We start from the raw sequence: 22,032 nt of genomic DNA on the forward strand, positions 1-22,032 counted from the left end.
AAACTAGTTTTTCTTATTATATCCATAAATATCTTTCAAAATAATGGTATCACCTTCTTCATTTACTACATTTAAATCGTATCTAATTTTCACTTTAGTATTAATAGAGGCATGATAATAAATAACCCAAGCATCTCCTTCCCTAGTTCCAATACAACCATTAGAATAAGCTTTACCCAAAGTTTCTGGATTTGTTGTGGGATGTATTAATTGACCATAACGTAACCCATTAATTTCAGTTTCAATAAAAGGGATACGAGGTAACTTAGTTACTTTTTTATCATCTCTATTGGTTACAAAATACTCATGGTTATTTACAGGATTCGCGTATCTCGCATCACGCACATAGTTTACTATATAACCTTCACCTATTTTTGTTTTTAAGTCCTGCACTCTGTCTGACATCTTCAAATATTTTTTTTCATTCCTTCCTACTCTTATTGGAAATTCATAAAGTTGAATGGTATCCTCATAAATACGAAGTTTAAATTCAGGAATATTAATATCAATCGTTGTTTTCTGAAATACGCTAAATAATGTTTTGGCTTGTATTGAATCTGGAATTACTATTAAACTCCCCTTTGCTAAAGCAATCAACTTTTTTTGATCATAAACAAATGAATCTCTAGCCATCATTCTATAATAATCTGTATTTTGTAAGGTATCTATAATCCAAGGATTTCTCCTCACCAAAAGATGTTCTGTCAATTTATAGGATGTTAAAGAATCATATTTAAAAACGATAGAATCTAAATACTCAAAATAGTTTGCAATAGTAACATCCTTTGTGACTTCAATACTATCTGGTAATACTATATGAGCTAAAACTGGAGTATTCTTTAGATTTGAAGATATTATCACTTTATTATCTTTAAAACTATAAAGACTAAATACCGCTAATAGAATGATTACAACAAAAATCCTTAAACCTATTTTTTGCATATTAATTGTGATTAAATTCTATTCTAATTATTATTCTATCATTTTTTAATCCTACCTATAGCACAACTCACATAAGACTGTGCTCTAGTTTTTAGTTTGTTTTCTTTGCCAACTATGGGATAACCTATTCTAGATAATAAGTGTTTTGCTGCTTCAAAATCATGACTTGTATGATAATCAAAAGCTACAGTAGATTCTTCTTGATTAATTTCAACATCACTAACATTTTTTACTTCGGAAAGTCTATTAATAATTGTATTCTCACAACCACCACATTTAAGATTTTGTATATGAACTTTAGTTCTCATAACGTACTATTTTAGTATATAAAGTTAGCTGTAACACCCTGAATATGTAATGATATATATCATTTTTTTAAAAACCCTATTATTATACATTTGATAAGACTTTTTTAATTAAGTTATCAGGTATGCGAAAAATTAAAGCTCAATTAGATTTGTTTTTAATTGAAATAGGAGATTTATCCTATTTTACTAGTCGCTTTTTTAAGGAAACATTTAAACGTCCATTTGAGTTTAAAGAATTATTAAACCAATGCTACAGTATGGGAAACAAATCCTTATTATTGGTAGCCATCACTGGTTTTATTATTGGTTTAGTTTTAACTTTACAAACACGCCCAACTCTTATGGAATTTGGCGCTGTTTCATGGATGCCATCTATGGTAAGTATTTCAATAGTTAGAGAAATTGGACCTATTTTAACTGCATTAGTTTGTGCAGGTCGTATTGGGTCTGGTATAGGTGCCGAAATTGGTTCAATGCGAGTTACAGAACAAATTGATGCCATGGAAGTCTCTGGTACTAATCCTTTTAAATTTCTCGTTGTTACTAGAGTTCTAGCAGTTACACTTACACTTCCATTATTAGTTATAATTGGTGATGCAGTTGCTTTATTTGGTTCATTTTTAGTAGAAAATATAAAAGGAAATGTATCATTTGTATTGTATTTTAATCAAGTGTTTAATTCTTTAGAGTTTGGAGATATTATGCCAGCGACTATTAAATCATTCTTTTTTGGTTTAGCAATAGGACTCGTAGGTTGTTATAAAGGGTATTACTGCAAAAAAGGTACAGCTGGTGTTGGAAAAGCAGCAAATTCCGCTGTAGTTTTCACCTCTTTATTATTATTTATAATTGATTTCATCGCTGTTTTTGTAACTGATATTTTCTTTGATTTATGACAAATAACAAACAAATACCTGCACAAGATATCGTTCTAGAAATCAAAGATTTGCGCAAAAGCTTTGGAGACAACCATGTACTCAACGGTTTCAATTTACAGCTTCATCAAAGTGAAAACTTGGTGATTATGGGTAAATCAGGTTCTGGAAAATCTGTAATGATAAAATGTTTGGTTGGCTTAATGGAAGCCGATAGTGGTTCTATCTCTGTGATGCATAATGATATAACAAAATTAGATCAACAAGCTTTAGATATTTTACGTGCAGATATTGGTTTTTTATTTCAAGGTAGCGCTTTGTATGATTCTATGACAGTACGAGAGAATTTAGAATTTCCGCTAAGAAGACATTCTAAAAAATTTGAGAATGACACCAATAGAGAAGCTATAGTTATAGAAGCTTTAGAGAATGTAGGGTTAAAAGATGCTATCGATTTAATGCCTGCGGAATTATCTGGTGGTATGCAAAAACGAGTTGCCTTGGCAAGAGCACTCATCTTAAAACCGAAAATAATGCTTTATGATGAGCCTACAAGTGGTTTAGATCCTATTACAGCAAAAGAAATTATTATGCTCATGCAGGTTATTCAGAAAAAATATGGAACTTCATCACTCATTATAACACATGATGTAGATTGTGCTCGAGTTATTTCAGACCGTATGATTTTACTTATTGATGGTATCGATTATGCAACTGGTACGTTTGCTGAATTATCAACTCATGAAGACCCAAAAATAAAGGCATTCTTTAAAAATAAATCGTTATGAAACAAACAAATTCACAAAAACTCAACTTAGGACTCTTTGTTATCATAGGAACTATTCTCTTTATAGCTGCGGTTTATCTTATTGGGCAACGTCAAGATATGTTTAAAAAAACATTTACAATCAGCGCTTTTTTTCAAAATATAAATGGCTTACAAAAAGGTAATAATGTACGTTATGCAGGTATTGATATTGGTACGGTTAAAGACATTACTATGGTCAATGATTCTACCATTAAAATAGATATGAATATCGATGAAAAGATTATTACCCATATTAAAAAAGATGCTATTGCAACAATTGGTTCCGATGGATTGGTTGGTAATATGATTGTAAATATTGTTCCGGGAAAAGGAATTTCCGAAGTTATAAGTAATGGAGATATCATCAAATCTTACAGTAAAATTGGAACTGATGATATTTTAAACACCTTAAATACAAGTACTGAAAATGCTGCGATATTGACTTCCGATTTATTAAAAATCACAAATAACATTACCAAAGGAAAAGGCACGATTGGTGTTTTACTCAATGATACTATAATGGCAAATGATTTAAAACAGTCTATTATAAATCTAAAAAACGCTAGTTATGGAGCTTCACGTACTATTGGTGAATTAAACGACATTGTCTCTTCTGTTAAAACTAATGATGATACGGTTCTGGGCATGCTACTTAATGATTCTATCTCTGGCAACAAACTAAAACATTTAGTAACCAACCTAGAGGCATCAAGTATTGAAATTGAAAGTGTCCTAAAGAATATTAACTCTGTCGTTGATGATTTTAATTCTAGCGAAGGCACTTATAATTATATTGTAAGAGATACGACTCTTGTAAATAGCTTAAAATCTACGCTTAACAACATCAATGAAGGCACGAAGAAATTTGATGAAAACATGGAAGCTTTGAAGCATAATTTTTTAACTCGTGGATATTTTAGAAAATTAGAGAGACAAGAGAAAAAAGACGCTGAAAAGAAAAATTAAACTTTAAATCTTTATACCTACCTCGTTTCATAGAAAATTTAGATTACCAAAATTTTAAAAAGAAGCTTAAAACTTTTGCTTATTGATATATATCATAGAAATTTTGAAGAATTGTGTTGATATTTATATTGAATAAAAAAAATCTTAATTATTATGGAAACAGCACAAAACACTCATTTTATTGATAAGGTTGTAGAAGCTCTAAAAAAAACAACTATTGAACTAGAGGAATTTCAAGTAACTGCAGCATTGGGTAAAGCCGAGGCGCAAGATAAGTATGAGGAAATTAAAAAGAAATTCAACTTATTTATTCACAATAACAAAACCAAAATTAAGTCAGGGAAGGAAAAAATTGATGCTATTCACACTAAATTTGACGAACTCCGAGTACAACTATCATTAGGTAAGGCAGAAACATTAGAAAAGTTCAATGCTCAAAAAAAACAATTGCTAAAAACAATGCATGAACTTGAAGTAGAAATCAAAACAAACGAAACATTTAAACGTGCGTATGCTTTAGTCTTGATTGAAATAGAACAATTTAGAATTAGTCTAGAAATTTTAGAAGAAAAATTTAACGAAGGTAAAACAGATACAAAATCATCTTTTGAAAAAGGCAAACAAGAGTTTAAAGAGTTTATTAATGAGTTGAAATCAAAGTATTCAAAAAAGGAAAAAACCAAATTGGAGCATTTTCAAAGTGAAATCTCTGAAGCATTTACGCATTTTAAACAAGCGTTTGTAAATAAACCTTGATTAAAAAAGGATACATAATCAAAAAGCATCTCTAATAAGAGATGCTTTTTTGTTAATAGTTTTTATAAAATCTATTTTAATTATCATAATCTCCTTTTTTAATATTCGCTAGCAAACCAAAAATAAGAATACTAGCTAATATTAAACCAATAATACCAAAAACAGAAGTATTTCCCCATACAGGTTTTACATCATTAATAATAAATAATGATGAACCTATAACTAGTGCAACTGCAATGAAAGCACTAACCAATTGTTTTGTTATTCTCTGCAATGTATGCACCATTGGATCAATGCCCTTATGTGTTAAATCTACTTTTACTTGTCCACTATTTATTTTACGGATGGCATTTTTTAAATCACCTGGAAAATCTTCCATATAATTACTTAACTCATAAACAGAATTGAGTACTTTTTCTCCCATTTTTAAAGGATTATAATTTCTAGACACGCTTTTAAATAAATATGGGCGAACCATTTCAAACTGCTGTAAATCTGGATTGAGTTTTCCTATAACACCTTCAATAGTCACCAATGATCTAGCAAAAAGATAAAAATAAGTTGGCACTTTTAAACCATGAGCTACTATTATATCTTTTAGCTCAAGCAATATGGTACTCATTTCATTTTTATGAATCGTTCTTAAGTAGTTTTTTTCCACAAATTCGTTAATGTCAAATTCTAAATCTCTCATGTTAGGTATCGCAGAATTACTTGATAATTTCTGCAATACTTTAATTATTTTATGAACGTCTTTTTTTATAATAGAAATAAATAATTGACCAAAAATCTCAATATCTCTAGGTAGAATACTACCCATCATTCCAAAATCTAAATAACAAATAGATCCATTTGGCATCACCAATAAATTACCTGGATGAGGATCTGCATGAAAGAAACCATAATCAAAAATTTGCTTAAAATAAGTAGTAGCTAATCTCTTACCAACCTCTTTAACATCAAAACCAGCTTTCTCTAACTCCTCAATATTATTTATTTTTATACCAGACATAAATTCTAATGCAAGTATTTTATCTGTTGTAAAATCCTGATAGACTTTGGGTGAACTAGCAAATTGATCTTTACTAGTATCATTATTTATGTTATTGTAAAATCGCTGTACATTTATAGACTCGTTAATAAAGTCAAGCTCCTTTAAAATTGATTCTTCAAAGTTTTTAACCAAACCAATAGGATCAAAGCTTTTTAAAGATGGAATTCGTTTTTCTAATATAGCAGCAATGCTATACATCACTTTTATATCTTCAAAAATAATTTCGCGAATATTTGGACGCTGAATTTTTAAAACAATTCGCTCTCCACTATGCAATGTTACCTTATGCACTTGTGCCATTGAAGCAGATGCAAAAGGTTTAGGATCAAACCAGGCAAATAAATTTTCTACTTTATCTTTTAGCTCTAATTCTACAATATCTTTAGCTTGTTCTTCTGGTATTGGCGGAACGTTATTTTGTAATTTCTCTAATTCAAAAACCAAATCAAACGGAATCAAATCAGGACGATTACTCATTATTTGACCAAACTTCACAAATGTTGGCCCAAGTTCCTCGCAAACTAATCGCATTTTCACCCACTTTGTGTGTTTCAAAGCGCGTTTTTTTGAAGATTTAGGAATGAATTTTTGAAAAAACTGAAATCGCTTTTCTCTCTTCATGTAAAAGACCAAGTCATCAAAACCATATTTGATCAAAACTTTTAAAATTTGATTATATCTGGCAACCGAATTATAACTATCACTAATTTGACCAAAAACTCCCATATTATTTTTTTAGTTCTAAATGATTTAAACGTGCTTCTAATAACGCAATTTCCTTATCAGCCTTTGTAACTTTTTCATTAAGAGCTCTAATTTCATCCATATGAGAAATATTCATTTTCTTGTAAATCTTAACAACTTGCTCTTCAATTATTTCCTCAAGTTCTTCTTTTACTTGATTTACTTTAAGAACAATCTTATCAATAAATTCCATTTCATTTCCATTATCATCTATTTGAGATTCTGATGCGACTTTATTAATTTCGTCTTTACTCTTATCTGACAACTCATTAATTTTATCCATAAGTTGTGCCTCTTTGGCAAAATGATATATACCCGATGATAATGTGAGTAACTCTAACATAGTTCTAGTTTTCATATGCTAATTATTTAGTTTAATACTGAACTAAATATATTGCTTAAAAATGTGCTTAAAAATGATATTAATCATAAGTTTTTATTAGTCTTTAATTTACTTTAGCTTAAGTATTTATAACTATAAAATCAACTTATGAAATCTACACCTATATCATCAATAATGACAAAAAATGTCGTTTGTGTTTCTCCTGAACAAAAAATCATTGATGTTAAACACATCTATGAAAAGGAAAATTTCCATCATCATATTCTCGTTACTAAAAATGATAAGTTATTAGGCATTGTTAGCTTAATTGACTTTATGTATAGAATAAAAGGTGCTGGACTTGATGACAATAACTCGATTTATAATGACCTTTTGGTAAAAGACATTATGACCACTAATCCTTTTTCATTAAGTCCAAGTGCAACTATTCAGAAAGTTGCTTTAGAATTGTCTAAAGGTAAATTTCGTGCAATCCCAATAGTAGAAAATGAAAAAGTTGTTGGCATCGTTTCTACAGAAGATTTAATAAAATATTTTCTTGACAAGCAATAATAATTTTTGTTTTAAGAGAAAATTCAAGCCATAATAATCATTAACAATCAATGTATCTTTAATATTAGAGTACATAAAACCATGAAAATAATTCATGATTTGACTAATAACTAAAATTGATAAAAATAATTACCAATGAAAATTGATTATTTAGAAGAACATATTAATGATTACAAGGCATCTATTAAAACTGTAGTAGATAAAAAAACGATTTGGCAAACTAAGACCAAGACGCTTATAAGTAATACATTAAATAATATTTGCAAAGAGTACGATATTGGCTGGAAAGTACAAGAACTCAATTGGATTGGCACCAATGAAGCTATAAACATCACATTTAATTCTTTTCCAAAAGAACTCATAGACTGCACTAATCAAATACCAACTTATCAATTTATACAAGGTGCTGCATTAGTGTTTTCACAATCGTATAGTGGAGATGTACATACTTTTATACTATTTCCTTTTGTAGAACAAATCCCTATTGAAAACAGCAGTATAGAATTAGAAGTATGCAGTCCTGCAGATATCACTGAAAAGTCCATTATAGAAAAGGTTGATACTTTTTTAAAAGAAATGATAAAGTGGGAAGTTCCCTCTACGCAAAATAAATTAGGATATTAGTAAACATGTAAAACATTATATTTTATATCCATAATTTCAAGGGTTAGCCAATTAAAATCTCCATCTTCCAACTTCCAAGTCACTTTGCTTTTCTTCGGAATTTTAATACCATCAAACACTTTAAAACTAAGAGTTTCAATCAGCCATTTTTCAAGTTTTGAATTTTCTTCTCCACCATAATAACGATTTGCCTCAAATGATAATAATTCGCCTTCTATATTAAATTTAAATATACCCGAAACACTTTCTTTATTTATAGTTAAAGTTGCTTTTGCAGACGTAGAATTAATAGCTTCCCATTTCAAATAATCATTAATTGTAGCTTGAGGAAACCAACAAGTTTCTGCTAAATATCGAAGCATCGCACCTGAATTAATCTTATTATTTTCGCTTTCATTAACAATAGGTATTAGACCTGCTAGTTTAATAAGCATCTCGCCTTCTCCATTAACCAATTTATCACGACCAACCATAGCAATTATTGGCATTGTATTAACCTTTGTTGACCATACAAACGATGGATCAAGAGTATTAAAGCATTGGGTTGCTTCAAATGGCATCCATTTGCCATTAGGTTTGATTCTCATCAATCCTTGTTGTTCTAATCTAACCGATGAAATCGATTCTGCGCCAAGCACACCTGATTTTTTTAACCATAGTTGAACAATTTCGGGTAATTCATTAATATCCTCTTGAGTAATAAGTCTTGTATTTAAATCTTTATTGTTGACTAATAAATTTTCTTTTTCACGCTCTACCATGTCTTCAAATCGATGATTTCCGAAGGCAGAAAGACTTACCAATAAAATAATGCTGTTTACAATTGTTCCATACTTTGCATCTCTCCATGTAATAATAATTAGAATTTGAGATAATAAAACAGTGATAAATGCTATATAAAACCACTTTTTATTATCTAGAAATTGTGATGCAGTTATAATGAATAATATAAAAGTAATTAACCAAAGTAATCCCATAGGTTTTGAAATCCCTAATAGTTGATTACTAATTTCTATTGAAAAAAATGCACTAACAAAACCGATTAAATGAATTAATGCGTGAATACCCAATATTATGACGAACACATACCTCATAATTCAAATTAAAAAGATTTAGAGACTCCAAATCCAAAAGATAAGTAATTTAAATCCACACCAAAAGTTTGATTTTCCGCGACTCCTAAGTCTCTTGAAAGTGAGCGATACCTTATACTTGGACGCAAGCTCCAATTGGCACCAATTGCATAATCTAATCCAGCTTCAAGTTGCCAACCAATACCATGACCAGAATCGTCAATAAGGTCTCCACTACCATCTTCTAGTTCTAAATGATTATAAATTGCACCTGCTCTTACTAAATAAGACCATGTTTCTGAAGTTCCTAATGGATGAATAAATTGCAAGCCAAAAGTATAGCCTGTTTCATCAAAATCCACATCAGAATCTTCTATAGAAAAAGTGTTGTAACCCCAACCAAAATAGGCATGTAAGTGAGCCATAAATCGATAACCTACTGTAACTTCAAAGCCGAAACCTGTTTCTATGTTTGATTCACCTAAATCTTCGCTTGGGAAATTAATACCTGGTCTAAACTCTGCAGACCATTTATTTTGTGCTTCAAGTGTGTTTCCAATCACTAATAGCAGTACTGAAAACGCAATTAATTTAATCTGTTTCATGATGATTAATTTTTGTTTACTTTATAAAATTAATTCATATAAAACACTGATAACATGATATATATCATAATTTAACAAACAGAAAAACAAAAAAACACTTCCAAAAGCTGAAAGTGTTTTTTGTTCTAAGATTTTATTAACTGATAAAATTTATTCTTATTGAAAAACCCCTTTATCATTTAATTTAACCTTAATGCGTTGATTTCCATTCTCAAGAGTAAGTTTGTACAATTTTCTTATTTTACCAGATTCGTGATAATTTACCAAGTATACATTCTTTGCTATTGACCATTTTGGAAATCTTCTAGCCACTGCATTCAAAACTTCTGAAGGCATATTGATATCCTTATACCTCTCGATTGTTCTCAATAAATTATTATTCTTATCGTAAGACGCTAGTATTTTTCCTTCGGGAATAATAAAATAAACGTCATATAGATCATATTCATCAGAATAAATATCTAATTCCTTTACGTTAAAATCACTTACTTTCAATTGTAATTTTTCAACAGGAATAGCTACATCACTAGTTCCTGCGCTACTCAAATATTTATAATTATGAACGAGAACAATTTCTGGAAGTTGAATTGGATCTTGAGCATACACTTGGGTGGTTAATCCCATTAAAAACAAACCAAATATTATTTTTTTCATATTTAAATATTTAACGGTTATTGTAGAATTAAGTTATGTAAATCCACTCAAATAGTAAATGATAAATATCAGTAATGAGCTCGAAGCCCTATCTAATTTGTGCCATTTCAATAATTACTTAGATTATAATTATTTACTATAGTTAATTATCTAGAATGATATGTAGAAAGCGAAATGGTCCTCCTAAAGACTTCTGTTTTGATTTAACATCCTTATAATAGATATTATACTATTGTATCATTAGATTGAAATTGTTCAACCAAATCTATAATTGGTTTAATACTGGATTTATCCATATAATCAAATCCTTTCAATTCTTCTTTTCCAGCAATAGGATCTGGGTTTTTCAATCCAGCAATTATTAGCATTATCCTATCAAACCAAGTGAGTTCTTTTGGAATTTGTCTTCCACGAAGCGCAACATGTTTTATTTTTGAGATCAACTTCTTAGGTATGCTATTAGCAAACCAATCATCAAGCTTTGGTCCAGGTCCAGCTCCAGAAACAGTAAAAAAAATTATTGGCTTATTCTCAATACTTGTCAAATTGGCTTTCATCCATTTACGGTTGTAAAGCTTATAATAAATTATGGGACATCCTAGAACCAAAAAATCATATACAGACGGATTAACCTTTTTATCTTTTGTATTAAATACAGGTAAACCTGTCGCCTCACCTATCCAATTTGCATATTGAGCTGTACTTCCATATTTACTTGAGAAAAAGATAGCTCCTTTCATAATAATTCGTTTTTTATAATTGAAATGATACTTAAAAGAAAACGATTTTAGAGTAATTTAAAATGATATTAATTACACATATATACTACAAAGCGTTTTAACGAAAGAAATACTAAAGAATGTAACCTTTTAAAATTGGACTTTAATTTTGTATTATTCTGTTAATTACTTCGTCCATATTTATTTATAATAGCTAATTGCCCTGCATGATACGTGGTATGCGAAACAATTCTTCCAAAGGCTTCTGCTTTGGTTTTTGTACCAAACTCTTTAGTTACAATATTCGTTTCCCAATCTTTATCTTCTTGTTTCTCAACAATAGAATGTAATACATTAAAGGAATGATCTACATAATCTAATAATTCGCTAAGGTTAGTCCACTCGCCAGTATCTTTTTGAGCAATTACTGTTTTCGCTATGACTTTGGTTTGGTTTGCTCCAAATACATTTTTAGCAAAGAGCAATTCGACATCTCCAATATGACGAATTAGAAAACCAATAGAATTTGGAGAAGGTGAAAGTTTCTTTTTTAAATCGTTATCTGAAAGATGAAGTAACTGATTTGAAAATCGGGTTCTAGACTCTATCCAAAGATCTAATAATAGTTGTGTTTTTGTTTTCATAATTAAGTTTTAATTATCTTTAAAAAACTAATGGATTTTCATCGAATTTTCTCAAAACTGAAAGCAATTCCACCAATGGAAGTTCTATAGAATATGTCCCTGTATAAGATGGACACATGACACAATCATCAAAATAAAATTCTACATAAGTATCATTTAGAACGAAATTGTTTTTACTTTCAAAAAAGTCATCTGGTGATAGTTCCCAACAGTCATAATACAAATCTCCTCTACCTATTTTTTCGTTAATTTTTTTATTTATTAGGACTACTAAATCATCTTCAGATCCTTGATTAAAAAAATCTTCATAAGACATAAAAACGCCTCTATTTAAGTCAAAATTAAAACCATCAAAAGAATAACTTGGGTGCATAGCTCCAGAATAAAAATTTTCTTTATAAAAAAGCACACTCAAAAGTTGATCATTAACATTATAAATTTTATAATCAATAAAACGTTCTTCTCTAAATTTTGACGCTTCAATACTATCACATAACGATTTGTTTTCTAATATATCTAACTCTGTTTTAGTGACATTGACATAATAATCATTAATGTACTCATTAAAGTTTCTGTTTTTAGGATTAAGAGCCTCATTAAGTAGTGGATATCTAAAATTAATGGTATAATCTTTTTTCTCAACGAGATATTTTTTATCTATAATTAACTCCTGCAAATCTTCTCTTTCATCAACTTTTTCTTTGAGTTTTTGTTGTTTAGATTCAATAGTAATAGACTTATCCAATTCCTGAATATGATTATCTACAATTTGTACGGTATCTTTTAAAACAGGCTCAATTTGTTCAATGTCTTCACTTGTAATAATACTATCTTGACGCTTGTCATCTTTACAGTTTACAAATAATAACATCAGTATTACTATGCTTATATATTTCATATGCTCTATTTTAAAAATTAATTACGCCTCATTTTACCAGTAATCTCCTCTACTTTAATTTGAAAAACAACAGGTAAATCATCCTTATATATTTTGCTTGAAAACTCACTTATAAAGTCTAGTTTTCTATGTTCTTTATTAATAATCAAGTCTTTTACACCTAAAGAAAATATATGGAGCTGTGCTTTTGCATCGCTTCCTGAAAGTTCTACAAACGTACCTTGTACTAAAACAGATTCCCAAGAATTCACAGAATCAATATCCGAAACACTAAGAGACACATTGTTATTTTTACGCATGGCATTTATTTTATGACCTTCCGCAGAATAACCTATAATCACATCATTAGCTTTATCAAAAAAATAAGTAATTGGAGCTATAAATGGTCTATTTTGATAGATATAAGATAAGTTACCAATGTAATTGGTTTCAAGAAGCCTTGAGCTTTCATTTTGTTTTAGTGTTCTGATCATTGTTTTAGTGTTGAATGTTTCAAGCTAAATTATTCAAAATATAATTATTAAACCATGATTTTGGTCAGTTATCCTCAGATCTTAATTCTATAAGTGTAATTTCTGGTCTCATACCTATTCTTGCTGGAAACCCCAACCATCCCAAACCTCTATTTACATAAAGATATTGTTGGTTATGTTTATATAAACCTGCCCAATGCTTAAACTTATATTTTATAGGACTCCATTGTAAATTTTTATATTGAAAAGCAGCTTGCATACCATGTGTATGACCTGCAAGTGTTAGGACGATATCTGTTTTATCCATAACCTCCTCTGCCCAATGCAAAGGATCATGAGATAATAAAATTTTAAAATCAATTGCTTTTACGTTTGCCATAGCTTTTTGTAAATCACCATATTGTTTCAAAGGTGGTTCTCCCCAATTTTCAACACCAATAAAAGCAATATGCACATTACTTTCTGAAATTATTTTAGATTCATTCATTAAAAGCTTAAAACCTATATCACTATAAAACTGTTTAATAGCATCAAAATTTTCTTGTTTTGCTTCTACTGAATCCCATTGACTATAATCACCATAATCATGGTTTCCTAAAATTGCAAATTTTTCTTTTTTAGCGATAAGTTTATTAAAAACAGACTTCCAACCTCGTAATTCCCACGCATAGTTATTTACCAAATCACCTGTAATAACTATATAATCTGGTTTTAAATGGTTGATTTTTTCAATGGCATGCTCTAATTTGTCATAACCATAATTGAAACTACCCAAATGTAAATCGGATAATTGAACAATCTTCAAACCATCAAAGGCTTTGGGCAAAATTTTGGACGTAATGTAATGATGATGTATTTTAAATCTATAGACAGACTTAAAAATACCGTATACAATTATAAAAAATGGGAGAAATCCTGATAGTAATCCAATAATAGGAACCACAAAAAGCGATTGACTTTCTGAGAAAAGATAATTTGTAAAATACAGAATAGAGATCACTATGACAAAAACAAGTTTAGGTACAAAAGATGAAATAGCGAGCCCATAAAACCTTGAAATTAATAATTGTTTTCTTGTAGGGTTAATAGTATCCAATGTTATTTTTAATACAATAATTGAAGTGATTAAACCTACAGTAAAAACCCAAAACAGAGCATGAATACTTGTTTTTAATAAAGAAGAACTTATATGTTGCGTTATTGATTGAAGCCAATAAAATGCAATAATATCTATTAGTAAAATTGCTAGACATAAGAGAATAATCGTAAACAGAGAAAATGACTTCATGGATTCTTTTTTAATCGTCTTTGATCTCTATAAGCCCAATAAACACCTTTTACATCTGAAGCCCAGTTATCATACATGAAAATGAGAGTGATTTCTTCAAAGGTTTCTAATAATCCAATACCTATCATGATGTAGAATAGAGAATATTCAGGAGAGAAGAATAGTGACCATAAAATAAAAACACTTTGCACAATAGCAGATAATTTTGCCAAATACGTATGGAAGGCTGTAGCTTTACCATATTTTGAATAGGCAATAATCATTTGAATGATATATGGTACAAATACAACACCAATTAAAACAAGATTGGTTTTTATAAAATCTATTTCAAAACAATATAAACCTATAAGTCCAACAATCAAAGTTATTTGATCTCCAAAAGAATCTAACTGTGAACCTCTTGGACTTGTTATTTTAAGCTTACGTGCTAAAAAACCATCAATTGCATCTGTTGAATAACTTATTAAAAGAAGCCATGTGAAAATTAGTCGTTGATCATACCAAATAAGCGCTAATAAAAAAGGTGCAGCTATTATTCTATAAAATGAAAACCAATCTGCAATATTGAAGTTTTTATATGAGAACATCTAAATTTCTATTTTAGTAAAAATAGGACTAGTAAGTTCTATCCAAAATGAGAAATGTCAGTTTATTATGAATAAACTATAAATTGAAAATCATATTAAATACTAATTTTAATTATTCCATTTTGAAACGAAGTAATCTTAATGCATTTAGCACAACGACAATAGTAGACCCTTCATGAAAAGCGACAGCTAAGCCAATATTTGTTAGTCCTAAAATTGTAATTGGAACTAACAATGCAACAACACCTAGACTTACAAAAATATTCTGTTTGATGATACGCTTAGATTCTCGACTCAAACCAATAACAAAAGGTAAATTTTCAATTTTATCAGACATTAAAGCCACATCAGCTGTTTCTAGAGCCACATCACTTCCTGCTGCTCCCATCGCAACACTTACAGTACTTAATGCCATAGCTGGTGCATCATTTACACCATCTCCTACCATTGCTATTTTTTTATCTCTTTTAATTAATTCTTTTATCGCTTCAACTTTATCTTCTGGTAATAAATTTCCTTTAGCTTCTGTAAGACCAATTTGTTTGGCAATAGCATCACCAACGTTTTGATGATCTCCAGTAAGCATTATCATGTGTTTAATTCCTATTTCTTTGAGACGTTTTAATGTACTTGCTGCCGTTTTTCTAGGGACATCCATCACACTTACAAGTCCTATGATTTCATTTTTAAAAGCGACCAACATTACAGTATGTCCATTTTCTAAAAGCCCATCCATTTTAGAACTAATAATTGAATCAACTTTTATAGATGAATCTTCCATCAATTTTACATTTCCGATGAAAACAGAATTACCACTATAAGTTGCTTGAATTCCCTTGCCTTGGATAGCATTAACATTTGAAGCTTTATTTTGAGACTCCATACTATACTTTACCTTCAAATCATTGGCTATGGCTTTTGCTAGTGGATGATTGCTTAAACTCTCAACCTCTAAAACTAGTTGTGCCAATTCATTCTCGTTAAAATCATGTAACGGAATTAGATTTGTGAGTTTTGGTTTCCCTTCTGTTAATGTACCCGTTTTATCAAATGCTATGGTCGTAATTTCACCTAAATCCTCCAAAGCTCTTCCGCCTTTAATAAGAACGCCTTTTTGTGCTGCTCTTGCAATACCGCTCAAAACCGCACTTGGAGTAGAAATTGCTAATGCGCAAGGACTCGCTGCTACTAAAACCGTTATTGCTCTATACAGACTCTCACTGAAAGTTTCATCAATAACTAAATATGCAAAACACAATAAGAAAACCACAATAATAACTATTGGAACATACCATTTCTCAAACTTTTTAGTGAGTCGCTGTGTAGGTGATTTTTGAGTCTCAACATCACTTACCATTTTAATTAATCTAGAAACCGTGGAGTCCTTTGTTAATTTAAGAACTAAAACCTCTAGACTGGCATCTCCATTAATTGTTCCTGAGAAAACAACATGTTTTTTATCAATGTCATTAAAAATTGGTATACTACTAGAATCTTCAATAAACGTTTTACCTACAGGAATACTTTCTCCTGTAATTGGTGCTTGATTTATAGAACTACTTCCACTAATTATCACACCATCTGCAGCGATTTTTGTATTTGGCTTAACGACAATTACATCGTTTAATTTTAAATCCTCAATTGGAACTTCTTCTAATTTTCCGTCTTTTTTGACGAGTGCAGTTTTTGGAGATAAATTGCCTAATGCTTCAATTGATTTTTTGGCTTTACCCATGGCATAATGCTCAAGAGCATGCCCTAAACTAAAAAGGAATAATAATAAAGCACCTTCTACCCAACTACCAATATACGCAGCTCCTGCAGCTGCAGCTATCATCAAAAAATCGATATCAAAACCTCCCTTTATGATTTTTTGAGACGCTTCGATAGTAATAAAATAACCTCCAAAAAAATAGGATACAATATAACTTGATAAGGAAACCCAATGCGGTAAATCTGTTAATTTTTCAATCAAAAAACCTACAATTAGAAAGACACCACACAGAATAGCAAAATAGAGTTCAGTTTTCTTTCCAAAAATCTGATTATTGTGATTATGATTGTGCTCTTCTTTATGTTCTTTCATTAAAACATTGGTTTCAGTCAAATTTAAAAATAATCAAACTTATACTTAAATAAAAATAAGATTATCAATTAGCAAGAAGAACAAGAACCACCTTCTTTTTTAACTCCCAACTTTACCAAAATAGTTTCTAATAAACACCATTTTGTAAATGCAGATTGAATTAAATTTACACCAATAAATACTGTAAACCACATCCAATATGGACTTACGTAGACAGTAAGCACAACACTCAATAATACCATTGCACCTACAATAATTCTAAAATATGTATTTAACATTTTATTATTTTTTTTAGTTTATATAAATTTCTCAATAGGAACTACAACCGCTTTTAATGGATTATTAGTTTCTAAATTCTCATTAAATTCTTGTATCAAATTGAATAATACATCAATGTTTTCGTTTTCTGTAAATGAAAAAAACATACTAGATTCATTACCTCCTTTTCCTCCAGAAAACCAATTAGAAGTCATTAATATTGAAGATCCATTTTTGTAACCATCAATATTAGAACTGCTAAAGTTTTCAATATTTGCTTTTTTGAAAAGTTTCAAAACCTCTTTTTGAAATTCTTCGACTGCTGTTACTATGACTAATTTCATTTTTTAATATTTAAACGTCATTCTGAACTTGTTTCAGAATCTCATTATTTATAATTCTTCTTCTCTATCATATAATACACTAATGGCACAACCAATAAAGTCAATACAGTAGAAACAATAGTTCCTCCCATTAATGAAATTGCTAATCCTTGGAAGATGGGATCAAATAATATAACGAATGCTCCAATTACAACAGTTCCTGCTGTTAGTAAAATTGGAGTTGTTCTAACTGCTCCAGCTTCAATACAAGCTTGTTTTAATGGAATTCCTTCTGCTGTTCTAAGATTGATAAAGTCAATTAGTAAAACCGAGTTTCTAACCATTATTCCTGCTAAAGCAATCATTCCTATAAATGATGTAGCTGTAAAGAATGCTCCCATAATCCAGTGTCCTATAATAATACCAATCAGCGATAAAGGAATCGCAACCATCATTACAATTGGTGCTTTAAAGTTTTGGAACCAACCTACAATTAAAATGTAGATTAATATGATTGCTCCTAAAAAGGCAATTCCTAAATCTCTAAATACTTCCAATGTAATTTGCCATTCTCCATCCCATTTTACGGTATAATTATCTTCGAAATCTGGTTGACCTAAATACATTTCATTTAATTCGAAACCTTTTGGTAATGGAATTTCTTTTAACTTTTCTTCCATTCCTAAAATAGCATATGCAGGACTTTCTAATGCTCCTGCCATATCTGCCATAACATAAACCACACGTTTTTGGTTTTTACGGTAAATACTTTTTGCTGCAGTTGTTTCAGTAATGGTTACTAAATCTGCAATAGGCACCATATTGCCTTGTTTTGATTTTACTTTCAATTGTGAAATATCTGTAATGGTAGATTTTTCCTTTTCATCTAAAGCCAATATCAATCCAACTTGATTTACAGCATCTTCATCATATAAATTTGTGATGGCTCTGTTTGACAATGCCATATTCATTGTATATGCTATTTGCTGTGGTGCAACACCATACAACATCGCTTTTTCTTTGTTGACATCAAATTGATATTCGGTTTGATCAGCTTCAACCATCCAATCAATATCAACCACATCATCTGTGTTCTTAAGTATATTTTGAACGCTATTTGCTATTTTGATCTGTTCGTTATAATCTGGACCATAAACCTCAGCAACTATTGTTGATAATACAGGTGGTCCTGGTGGCACTTCTACCAACTTCACATTTGCATTATACTTCGCTGCAATTTTTTGAATATCTGGACGCATTAATTTTGCGATATCATGACTTTGGGCAGAACGATCTTCTTTAGCTAATAAATTCACTTGAATATCTGCCATATTAGATCCACCACGTAAATCATAATGACGAACCAAACCGTTAAACGTAATTGGTGCAGATGTCCCAACATAGTTTTGATAATTGACTACTTCTGGTCGTGTAGTTAAATACTGTGAAATCTCTTGAGCTACAACTCCTGTTCTTTCAAGTGTTGTACCTTCTGGCATATCAATCACAACCTGGAATTCATTCTTGTTATCAAAAGGCAACATTTTAACTGCAACCGAATTAGTAAAAAACAACATCATAGTTCCCATTAAGACGACAAAAGTTAATCCTAAAAACAACCAACGTTTTCTTTTACTTTCTAATAAAGGACGCTCAAACTTGTTATAAACTCTATAAATTAGTGTGTCTTCAATAGCTTTTTCTGGTTTCTCTTCTGCTCCTTTTTTGTCCTTCTCTCTTAAGAAAATATATCCTAGATAAGGTGTTATTGTCAATGCTACAAATAAAGATAATATCATAGCAATAGATGCTCCAATTGGCATTGGTGCCATATATGGACCCATTAATCCAGAAACAAAAGCCATAGGCAAAACCGAAGCTATTACAGTAAACGTTGCTAAAATCGTTGGATTACCAACTTCATTAATCGCATATAAAGCAGCTTGTTTAAAAGGCAAGCGTTTCATCTTAAAATGTCGATGCATGTTTTCGGCAATAATAATGGAGTCATCCACCACAATTCCTGTTACGAATACCAATGCGAATAAGGTGATTCGGTTTAGTGTATAATCCATCATATAGTAACTCAACAACGTTAAAGCAAACGTAATTGGAACCGATAAAAACACCACCAATCCACCTCTCCAGCCCATAGCTAACATCACAACAATGGTTACTGCAAAGATAGAACCTATAAGGTGCCACAATAATTCAGATACTTTATGAGAAGCCGTTTCACCATAGTTTCTTGAAATTTCCACATGTACATCATCTGGAATTAAAGTGGAACGTAAATGATCTACTTTATCTATAATGATTTCTGAAAGTTTCATCGCATCTGCACCTTTTCGCTTGGCTACAGAAATGGTAACAGCAGGATATTCCGATTTATAATCTGAAGATTTTACACTGCCCTTTCCAAATCCTAAACTCACGTAATTTTGTGGTACTTCTGGTCCATCAATAATTTTTGCCACTTGCTTTAAATAAATAGGCTGATTTTGCTGCACACCAACTACTAAATTTTCAATATCTGTAACCGTTTCTAAAAACTTTCCAGTATTTACCAAAAACTCGTTGTCATTCTTATCAAAACTTCCTGAACTTAACTGACTATTATTAGCCTTTATCATTTCAGAAACCGACAAGAAATCCAAACCGCTAGCAGCCAATTTATCTTTATCTAAAACCACTCGTAATTGACGATTTCTACCACCAATTTTGTGAGTCGTTGACACATCATTCACCTTTTTAATTTCAGCTTCCAACTCAAGCGCCATTTGGCTCAATTGATAGTCGTCATAATTTTCACTCCATAAGGTTAAACCTAGCATTGGCACATCATCAATCGCTCTAGTTTTTACTAACGGAAACGTTACACCAGCAGGCATTTGATCCATGTGCTTGTTAATTTCGTTGTATAATTTCACGAAACTACGTTCTATATCTTCGCCAACATAAAATTGCACAATGACCATGCCTTGCTCCTTCATCGACGTTGAATACACGTATTCCACACCTTTGATATTCGAAATTAATTGCTCTAATGGTTTAATCACTCGCGATTCTACTTCCGTAGGACTTGCTCCAGGATATCCTACAAAAATGTCTGCCATTGGCACATCAATTTGCGGTTCTTCTTCACGCGGAATTAAAAACGAACTATACACTCCAACGACCATAAACACAATCATTAACAACACTGTTAACTTCGATTGCATAAAGACTTTGGCTATTTTACCTGCGATTCCTTCTTTCATTATTTTATATTTTTCGGGCGTTTTAACAGGCTATACATTGCAATCTTTTTTTGCCATATATGGCAGCAAAAAAAGGATTTCCATTGCTATCCTTAACGCGACTTATTAATTATTGAATTGAAATTTTTACACCATTGTAAAGCTTTCCTTCAGCAGAAACAATGTAAGTTTCGTCTGCATTTAAACCAGATAACACTTCTACTTGGTTTCCAAAGGTTCTCCCTAAACGCAACCATCTTAACATAGCTGTATTGCTTTGACTTGGTGTATAAACTCCAGATAATTGTCCGTTGGTAACTATAGCTTCCGTAGGAATTAAAACCATTGCAGATTTTGCTTTTCTTTCTACAGGAAATTGTACTGACGTAAACATGCCAGACAAGATCTTAGCATCTGTTTTATCTAAAGCTATTTTTACTAAATATTGTCCTCCTGTATTTTTAGCAGATGTACTTACTTCAGTTACTTTTCCTTTTATGGTTTTGTTAATGGATTTTACTAAAACAGCTACTGTCGTTCCATTTTTAATTTCAGAGATTTCAGATTCAGGTACCATTGCCATCACTTCAAAATTTCCAGGCGTTTCTATACTTATTAAAGACACTCCTGGATTTGCCATATTTCCTACCTCAACATTTTTGCTGGTAACAGTGCCACTAAAAGGCGCTGTAATATTGCTATAGGCAAACTGTGCGTTAACTTCGTTTTTCATTTGGTTTGCAGATTCTACTCGCGCTTTTGCCATTTCAAAATTTGCAGTCATATCATCCATTTCTTTTTGAGATGCACTGTTATCTGCAAATAAATTTTTAAATCGGTTGTAATCTTTTTGCGCATTATTTAAAGCAACAGTTGCTTCGGTAATTCCTGCATTTACTTGTGCTCTTTTGGCTTGTAAATCGCTATTATTAATAGACACTAATAATTGTCCTTTAGTGACTTTATCACCTACATTCACATGTACTTTATTGACGTAACCCATCATTCTAGTGCTTAAATCTGCACTATTGGCTGCTTGAATTTTTCCGCTTACACTTAAAAACGGACTATTACCATTGGCTTCTACCTGACTTACTTTCACGCTAATAGCTGGTGAATTATCTGCAATTGGCTTTTTGTCTTCACTACCACAACTAGCTAATAATAAAGCTATAGAAAAGGTAAGGGTTGTATATATTTTTTTCATCTTAAA

General features: G+C 30.7%; 23 protein-coding genes and 1 pseudogene. 6 read left to right on the forward strand and 18 right to left on the reverse strand.

Going from position 1 to position 22,032, the window contains the following annotated elements:
• Positions 1 to 3: 3 nt before the first annotated feature.
• Entirely contained in the window at positions 4 to 942 is a 939-nt protein-coding gene (locus tag WNY78_RS09950) for a L,D-transpeptidase (protein ID WP_342873047.1), read from the reverse strand.
• A gap of 38 nt (positions 943 to 980) precedes the next feature.
• Positions 981 to 1,250, reverse strand: a complete 270-nt coding sequence (locus tag WNY78_RS09955; RefSeq protein WP_342873048.1) for a heavy-metal-associated domain-containing protein — start codon at positions 1,248 to 1,250, stop codon at positions 981 to 983.
• A gap of 122 nt (positions 1,251 to 1,372) precedes the next feature.
• On the opposite strand from WNY78_RS09955, the gene WNY78_RS09960 reads away from it, so the two are divergent.
• The 4 genes from WNY78_RS09960 (at position 1,373) to WNY78_RS09975 (ending at position 4,655) form a co-directional block, all read left to right on the forward strand.
• Complete coding sequence (locus WNY78_RS09960) at positions 1,373 to 2,146, forward strand: ABC transporter permease (RefSeq protein ID WP_342873049.1); 774 nt, start codon at positions 1,373 to 1,375, stop codon at positions 2,144 to 2,146.
• Positions 2,143 to 2,913, forward strand: a complete 771-nt coding sequence (locus WNY78_RS09965; RefSeq protein WP_342873050.1) for an ATP-binding cassette domain-containing protein — start codon at positions 2,143 to 2,145, stop codon at positions 2,911 to 2,913. Before WNY78_RS09960 ends, WNY78_RS09965 begins: the two co-directional genes overlap by 4 nt.
• Positions 2,910 to 3,899 (forward strand): MlaD family protein, encoded by a 990-nt coding sequence (locus WNY78_RS09970; protein ID WP_342873051.1) that lies wholly within the window; start codon positions 2,910 to 2,912, stop codon positions 3,897 to 3,899. The genes WNY78_RS09965 and WNY78_RS09970 overlap by 4 nt, the downstream gene beginning before the upstream one ends.
• Before the next feature lie 153 nt (positions 3,900 to 4,052).
• Positions 4,053 to 4,655, forward strand: coding sequence for a hypothetical protein (locus tag WNY78_RS09975; protein WP_342873052.1), 603 nt, complete (start codon positions 4,053 to 4,055; stop codon positions 4,653 to 4,655).
• Between the two features lie 76 nt (positions 4,656 to 4,731).
• Here the strand turns inward: WNY78_RS09975 and WNY78_RS09980 are convergent, their stop codons facing one another.
• Both WNY78_RS09980 and WNY78_RS09985 read right to left on the reverse strand, forming a co-directional pair.
• Entirely contained in the window at positions 4,732 to 6,435 is a 1,704-nt protein-coding gene (locus WNY78_RS09980; RefSeq protein ID WP_342873053.1) for an AarF/ABC1/UbiB kinase family protein, read from the reverse strand.
• Between the two features lies 1 nt (position 6,436).
• Positions 6,437 to 6,811, reverse strand: a complete 375-nt coding sequence (locus tag WNY78_RS09985) for a hypothetical protein (RefSeq protein WP_342873054.1) — start codon at positions 6,809 to 6,811, stop codon at positions 6,437 to 6,439.
• A gap of 132 nt (positions 6,812 to 6,943) precedes the next feature.
• On the opposite strand from WNY78_RS09985, the gene WNY78_RS09990 reads away from it, so the two are divergent.
• Both WNY78_RS09990 and WNY78_RS09995 read left to right on the forward strand, forming a co-directional pair.
• Entirely contained in the window at positions 6,944 to 7,348 is a 405-nt protein-coding gene (locus tag WNY78_RS09990) for a CBS domain-containing protein (RefSeq protein ID WP_342873055.1), read from the forward strand.
• A gap of 135 nt (positions 7,349 to 7,483) precedes the next feature.
• The gene (locus WNY78_RS09995; RefSeq protein ID WP_342873056.1) at positions 7,484 to 7,972 is read left to right on the forward strand and encodes a hypothetical protein; all 489 of its coding nucleotides are present in this window, start codon (positions 7,484 to 7,486) and stop codon (positions 7,970 to 7,972) included.
• Here the strand turns inward: WNY78_RS09995 and WNY78_RS10000 are convergent.
• The 14 genes and pseudogenes from WNY78_RS10000 to WNY78_RS10065 all read right to left on the reverse strand — a co-directional run bounded on the left by WNY78_RS10000 (position 7,969) and on the right by WNY78_RS10065 (position 22,026).
• Positions 7,969 to 8,949: a DUF6544 family protein gene (locus tag WNY78_RS10000; protein WP_342873057.1), complete on the reverse strand. Its 981-nt coding sequence runs from the start codon at positions 8,947 to 8,949 to the stop codon at positions 7,969 to 7,971. The two genes, WNY78_RS09995 and WNY78_RS10000, sit on opposite strands and share 4 nt — an antisense overlap.
• 125 nt (positions 8,950 to 9,074) lie before the next feature.
• The gene (locus WNY78_RS10005) at positions 9,075 to 9,650 is read right to left on the reverse strand and encodes an outer membrane beta-barrel protein (RefSeq protein WP_342873058.1); all 576 of its coding nucleotides are present in this window, start codon (positions 9,648 to 9,650) and stop codon (positions 9,075 to 9,077) included.
• A gap of 156 nt (positions 9,651 to 9,806) precedes the next feature.
• Positions 9,807 to 10,304 carry a nicotinate-nucleotide adenylyltransferase gene (locus WNY78_RS10010; RefSeq protein WP_342873059.1) on the reverse strand — a complete coding sequence of 166 codons (498 nt, stop codon included), beginning with the start codon at positions 10,302 to 10,304 and terminating at the stop codon, positions 9,807 to 9,809.
• A 224-nt stretch (positions 10,305 to 10,528) separates the two neighbouring features.
• Positions 10,529 to 11,044: a flavodoxin domain-containing protein gene (locus tag WNY78_RS10015; protein ID WP_342873060.1), complete on the reverse strand. Its 516-nt coding sequence runs from the start codon at positions 11,042 to 11,044 to the stop codon at positions 10,529 to 10,531.
• Between the two features lie 161 nt (positions 11,045 to 11,205).
• A complete protein-coding gene (locus WNY78_RS10020; protein ID WP_342873061.1) occupies positions 11,206 to 11,667 on the reverse strand; it encodes a DinB family protein in 462 nt (153 codons plus the stop codon).
• A gap of 19 nt (positions 11,668 to 11,686) precedes the next feature.
• The gene (locus WNY78_RS10025) at positions 11,687 to 12,565 is read right to left on the reverse strand and encodes a DUF3298 domain-containing protein (RefSeq protein WP_342873062.1); all 879 of its coding nucleotides are present in this window, start codon (positions 12,563 to 12,565) and stop codon (positions 11,687 to 11,689) included.
• A 17-nt stretch (positions 12,566 to 12,582) separates the two neighbouring features.
• Positions 12,583 to 13,038, reverse strand: coding sequence for a pyridoxamine 5'-phosphate oxidase family protein (locus WNY78_RS10030; protein ID WP_342873063.1), 456 nt, complete (start codon positions 13,036 to 13,038; stop codon positions 12,583 to 12,585).
• A 64-nt stretch (positions 13,039 to 13,102) separates the two neighbouring features.
• Entirely contained in the window at positions 13,103 to 14,326 is a 1,224-nt protein-coding gene (locus WNY78_RS10035) for a metallophosphoesterase (protein WP_342873064.1), read from the reverse strand.
• Positions 14,323 to 14,913 carry a CDP-alcohol phosphatidyltransferase family protein gene (locus WNY78_RS10040; RefSeq protein ID WP_342873065.1) on the reverse strand — a complete coding sequence of 197 codons (591 nt, stop codon included), beginning with the start codon at positions 14,911 to 14,913 and terminating at the stop codon, positions 14,323 to 14,325. The genes WNY78_RS10035 and WNY78_RS10040 overlap by 4 nt, the downstream gene beginning before the upstream one ends.
• Positions 14,914 to 15,025: 112 nt before the next feature.
• A complete protein-coding gene (locus tag WNY78_RS10045) occupies positions 15,026 to 16,999 on the reverse strand; it encodes a heavy metal translocating P-type ATPase (protein ID WP_342873066.1) in 1,974 nt (657 codons plus the stop codon).
• A gap of 68 nt (positions 17,000 to 17,067) precedes the next feature.
• Positions 17,068 to 17,292 (reverse strand): annotated as a pseudogene (locus tag WNY78_RS10050) (DUF2892 domain-containing protein); the annotation flags it as partial.
• A 3-nt stretch (positions 17,293 to 17,295) separates the two neighbouring features.
• Positions 17,296 to 17,601: a hypothetical protein gene (locus tag WNY78_RS10055; RefSeq protein WP_342873067.1), complete on the reverse strand. Its 306-nt coding sequence runs from the start codon at positions 17,599 to 17,601 to the stop codon at positions 17,296 to 17,298.
• 44 nt (positions 17,602 to 17,645) lie between these two features.
• Complete coding sequence (locus tag WNY78_RS10060) at positions 17,646 to 20,840, reverse strand: efflux RND transporter permease subunit (RefSeq protein ID WP_342873068.1); 3,195 nt, start codon at positions 20,838 to 20,840, stop codon at positions 17,646 to 17,648.
• A 109-nt stretch (positions 20,841 to 20,949) separates the two neighbouring features.
• Complete coding sequence (locus WNY78_RS10065; RefSeq protein WP_342873069.1) at positions 20,950 to 22,026, reverse strand: efflux RND transporter periplasmic adaptor subunit; 1,077 nt, start codon at positions 22,024 to 22,026, stop codon at positions 20,950 to 20,952.
• Positions 22,027 to 22,032 lie beyond the last annotated feature (6 nt).

Source organism: Psychroserpens sp. AS72, assembly GCF_038900375.1.
In the GTDB taxonomy this organism is placed as follows: Bacteria; Bacteroidota; Bacteroidia; order Flavobacteriales; family Flavobacteriaceae; genus Psychroserpens.

Bases quoted from the DNA above. Each gene is read 5' to 3' on its own strand.
- WNY78_RS09950 (WP_342873047.1), bottom strand. From the start codon at position 942: ATGCAAAAAATAGGTTTAAGGATTTTTGTTGTAATCATTCTATTAGCG.
- WNY78_RS09955 (WP_342873048.1), bottom strand. From the start codon at position 1,250: ATGAGAACTAAAGTTCATATACAAAATCTTAAATGTGGTGGTTGTGAG.
- WNY78_RS09960 (WP_342873049.1), top strand. From the start codon at position 1,373: ATGCGAAAAATTAAAGCTCAATTAGATTTGTTTTTAATTGAAATAGGA.
- WNY78_RS09965 (WP_342873050.1), top strand. From the start codon at position 2,143: ATGACAAATAACAAACAAATACCTGCACAAGATATCGTTCTAGAAATC.
- WNY78_RS09970 (WP_342873051.1), top strand. From the start codon at position 2,910: ATGAAACAAACAAATTCACAAAAACTCAACTTAGGACTCTTTGTTATC.
- WNY78_RS09975 (WP_342873052.1), top strand. From the start codon at position 4,053: ATGGAAACAGCACAAAACACTCATTTTATTGATAAGGTTGTAGAAGCT.
- WNY78_RS09980 (WP_342873053.1), bottom strand. From the start codon at position 6,435: ATGGGAGTTTTTGGTCAAATTAGTGATAGTTATAATTCGGTTGCCAGA.
- WNY78_RS09985 (WP_342873054.1), bottom strand. From the start codon at position 6,811: ATGAAAACTAGAACTATGTTAGAGTTACTCACATTATCATCGGGTATA.
- WNY78_RS09990 (WP_342873055.1), top strand. From the start codon at position 6,944: ATGAAATCTACACCTATATCATCAATAATGACAAAAAATGTCGTTTGT.
- WNY78_RS09995 (WP_342873056.1), top strand. From the start codon at position 7,484: ATGAAAATTGATTATTTAGAAGAACATATTAATGATTACAAGGCATCT.
- WNY78_RS10000 (WP_342873057.1), bottom strand. From the start codon at position 8,949: ATGGGATTACTTTGGTTAATTACTTTTATATTATTCATTATAACTGCA.
- WNY78_RS10005 (WP_342873058.1), bottom strand. From the start codon at position 9,650: ATGAAACAGATTAAATTAATTGCGTTTTCAGTACTGCTATTAGTGATT.
- WNY78_RS10010 (WP_342873059.1), bottom strand. From the start codon at position 10,304: ATGAAAAAAATAATATTTGGTTTGTTTTTAATGGGATTAACCACCCAA.
- WNY78_RS10015 (WP_342873060.1), bottom strand. From the start codon at position 11,044: ATGAAAGGAGCTATCTTTTTCTCAAGTAAATATGGAAGTACAGCTCAA.
- WNY78_RS10020 (WP_342873061.1), bottom strand. From the start codon at position 11,667: ATGAAAACAAAAACACAACTATTATTAGATCTTTGGATAGAGTCTAGA.
- WNY78_RS10025 (WP_342873062.1), bottom strand. From the start codon at position 12,565: ATGAAATATATAAGCATAGTAATACTGATGTTATTATTTGTAAACTGT.
- WNY78_RS10030 (WP_342873063.1), bottom strand. From the start codon at position 13,038: ATGATCAGAACACTAAAACAAAATGAAAGCTCAAGGCTTCTTGAAACC.
- WNY78_RS10035 (WP_342873064.1), bottom strand. From the start codon at position 14,326: ATGAAGTCATTTTCTCTGTTTACGATTATTCTCTTATGTCTAGCAATT.
- WNY78_RS10040 (WP_342873065.1), bottom strand. From the start codon at position 14,913: ATGTTCTCATATAAAAACTTCAATATTGCAGATTGGTTTTCATTTTAT.
- WNY78_RS10045 (WP_342873066.1), bottom strand. From the start codon at position 16,999: ATGAAAGAACATAAAGAAGAGCACAATCATAATCACAATAATCAGATT.
- WNY78_RS10055 (WP_342873067.1), bottom strand. From the start codon at position 17,601: ATGAAATTAGTCATAGTAACAGCAGTCGAAGAATTTCAAAAAGAGGTT.
- WNY78_RS10060 (WP_342873068.1), bottom strand. From the start codon at position 20,840: ATGAAAGAAGGAATCGCAGGTAAAATAGCCAAAGTCTTTATGCAATCG.
- WNY78_RS10065 (WP_342873069.1), bottom strand. From the start codon at position 22,026: ATGAAAAAAATATATACAACCCTTACCTTTTCTATAGCTTTATTATTA.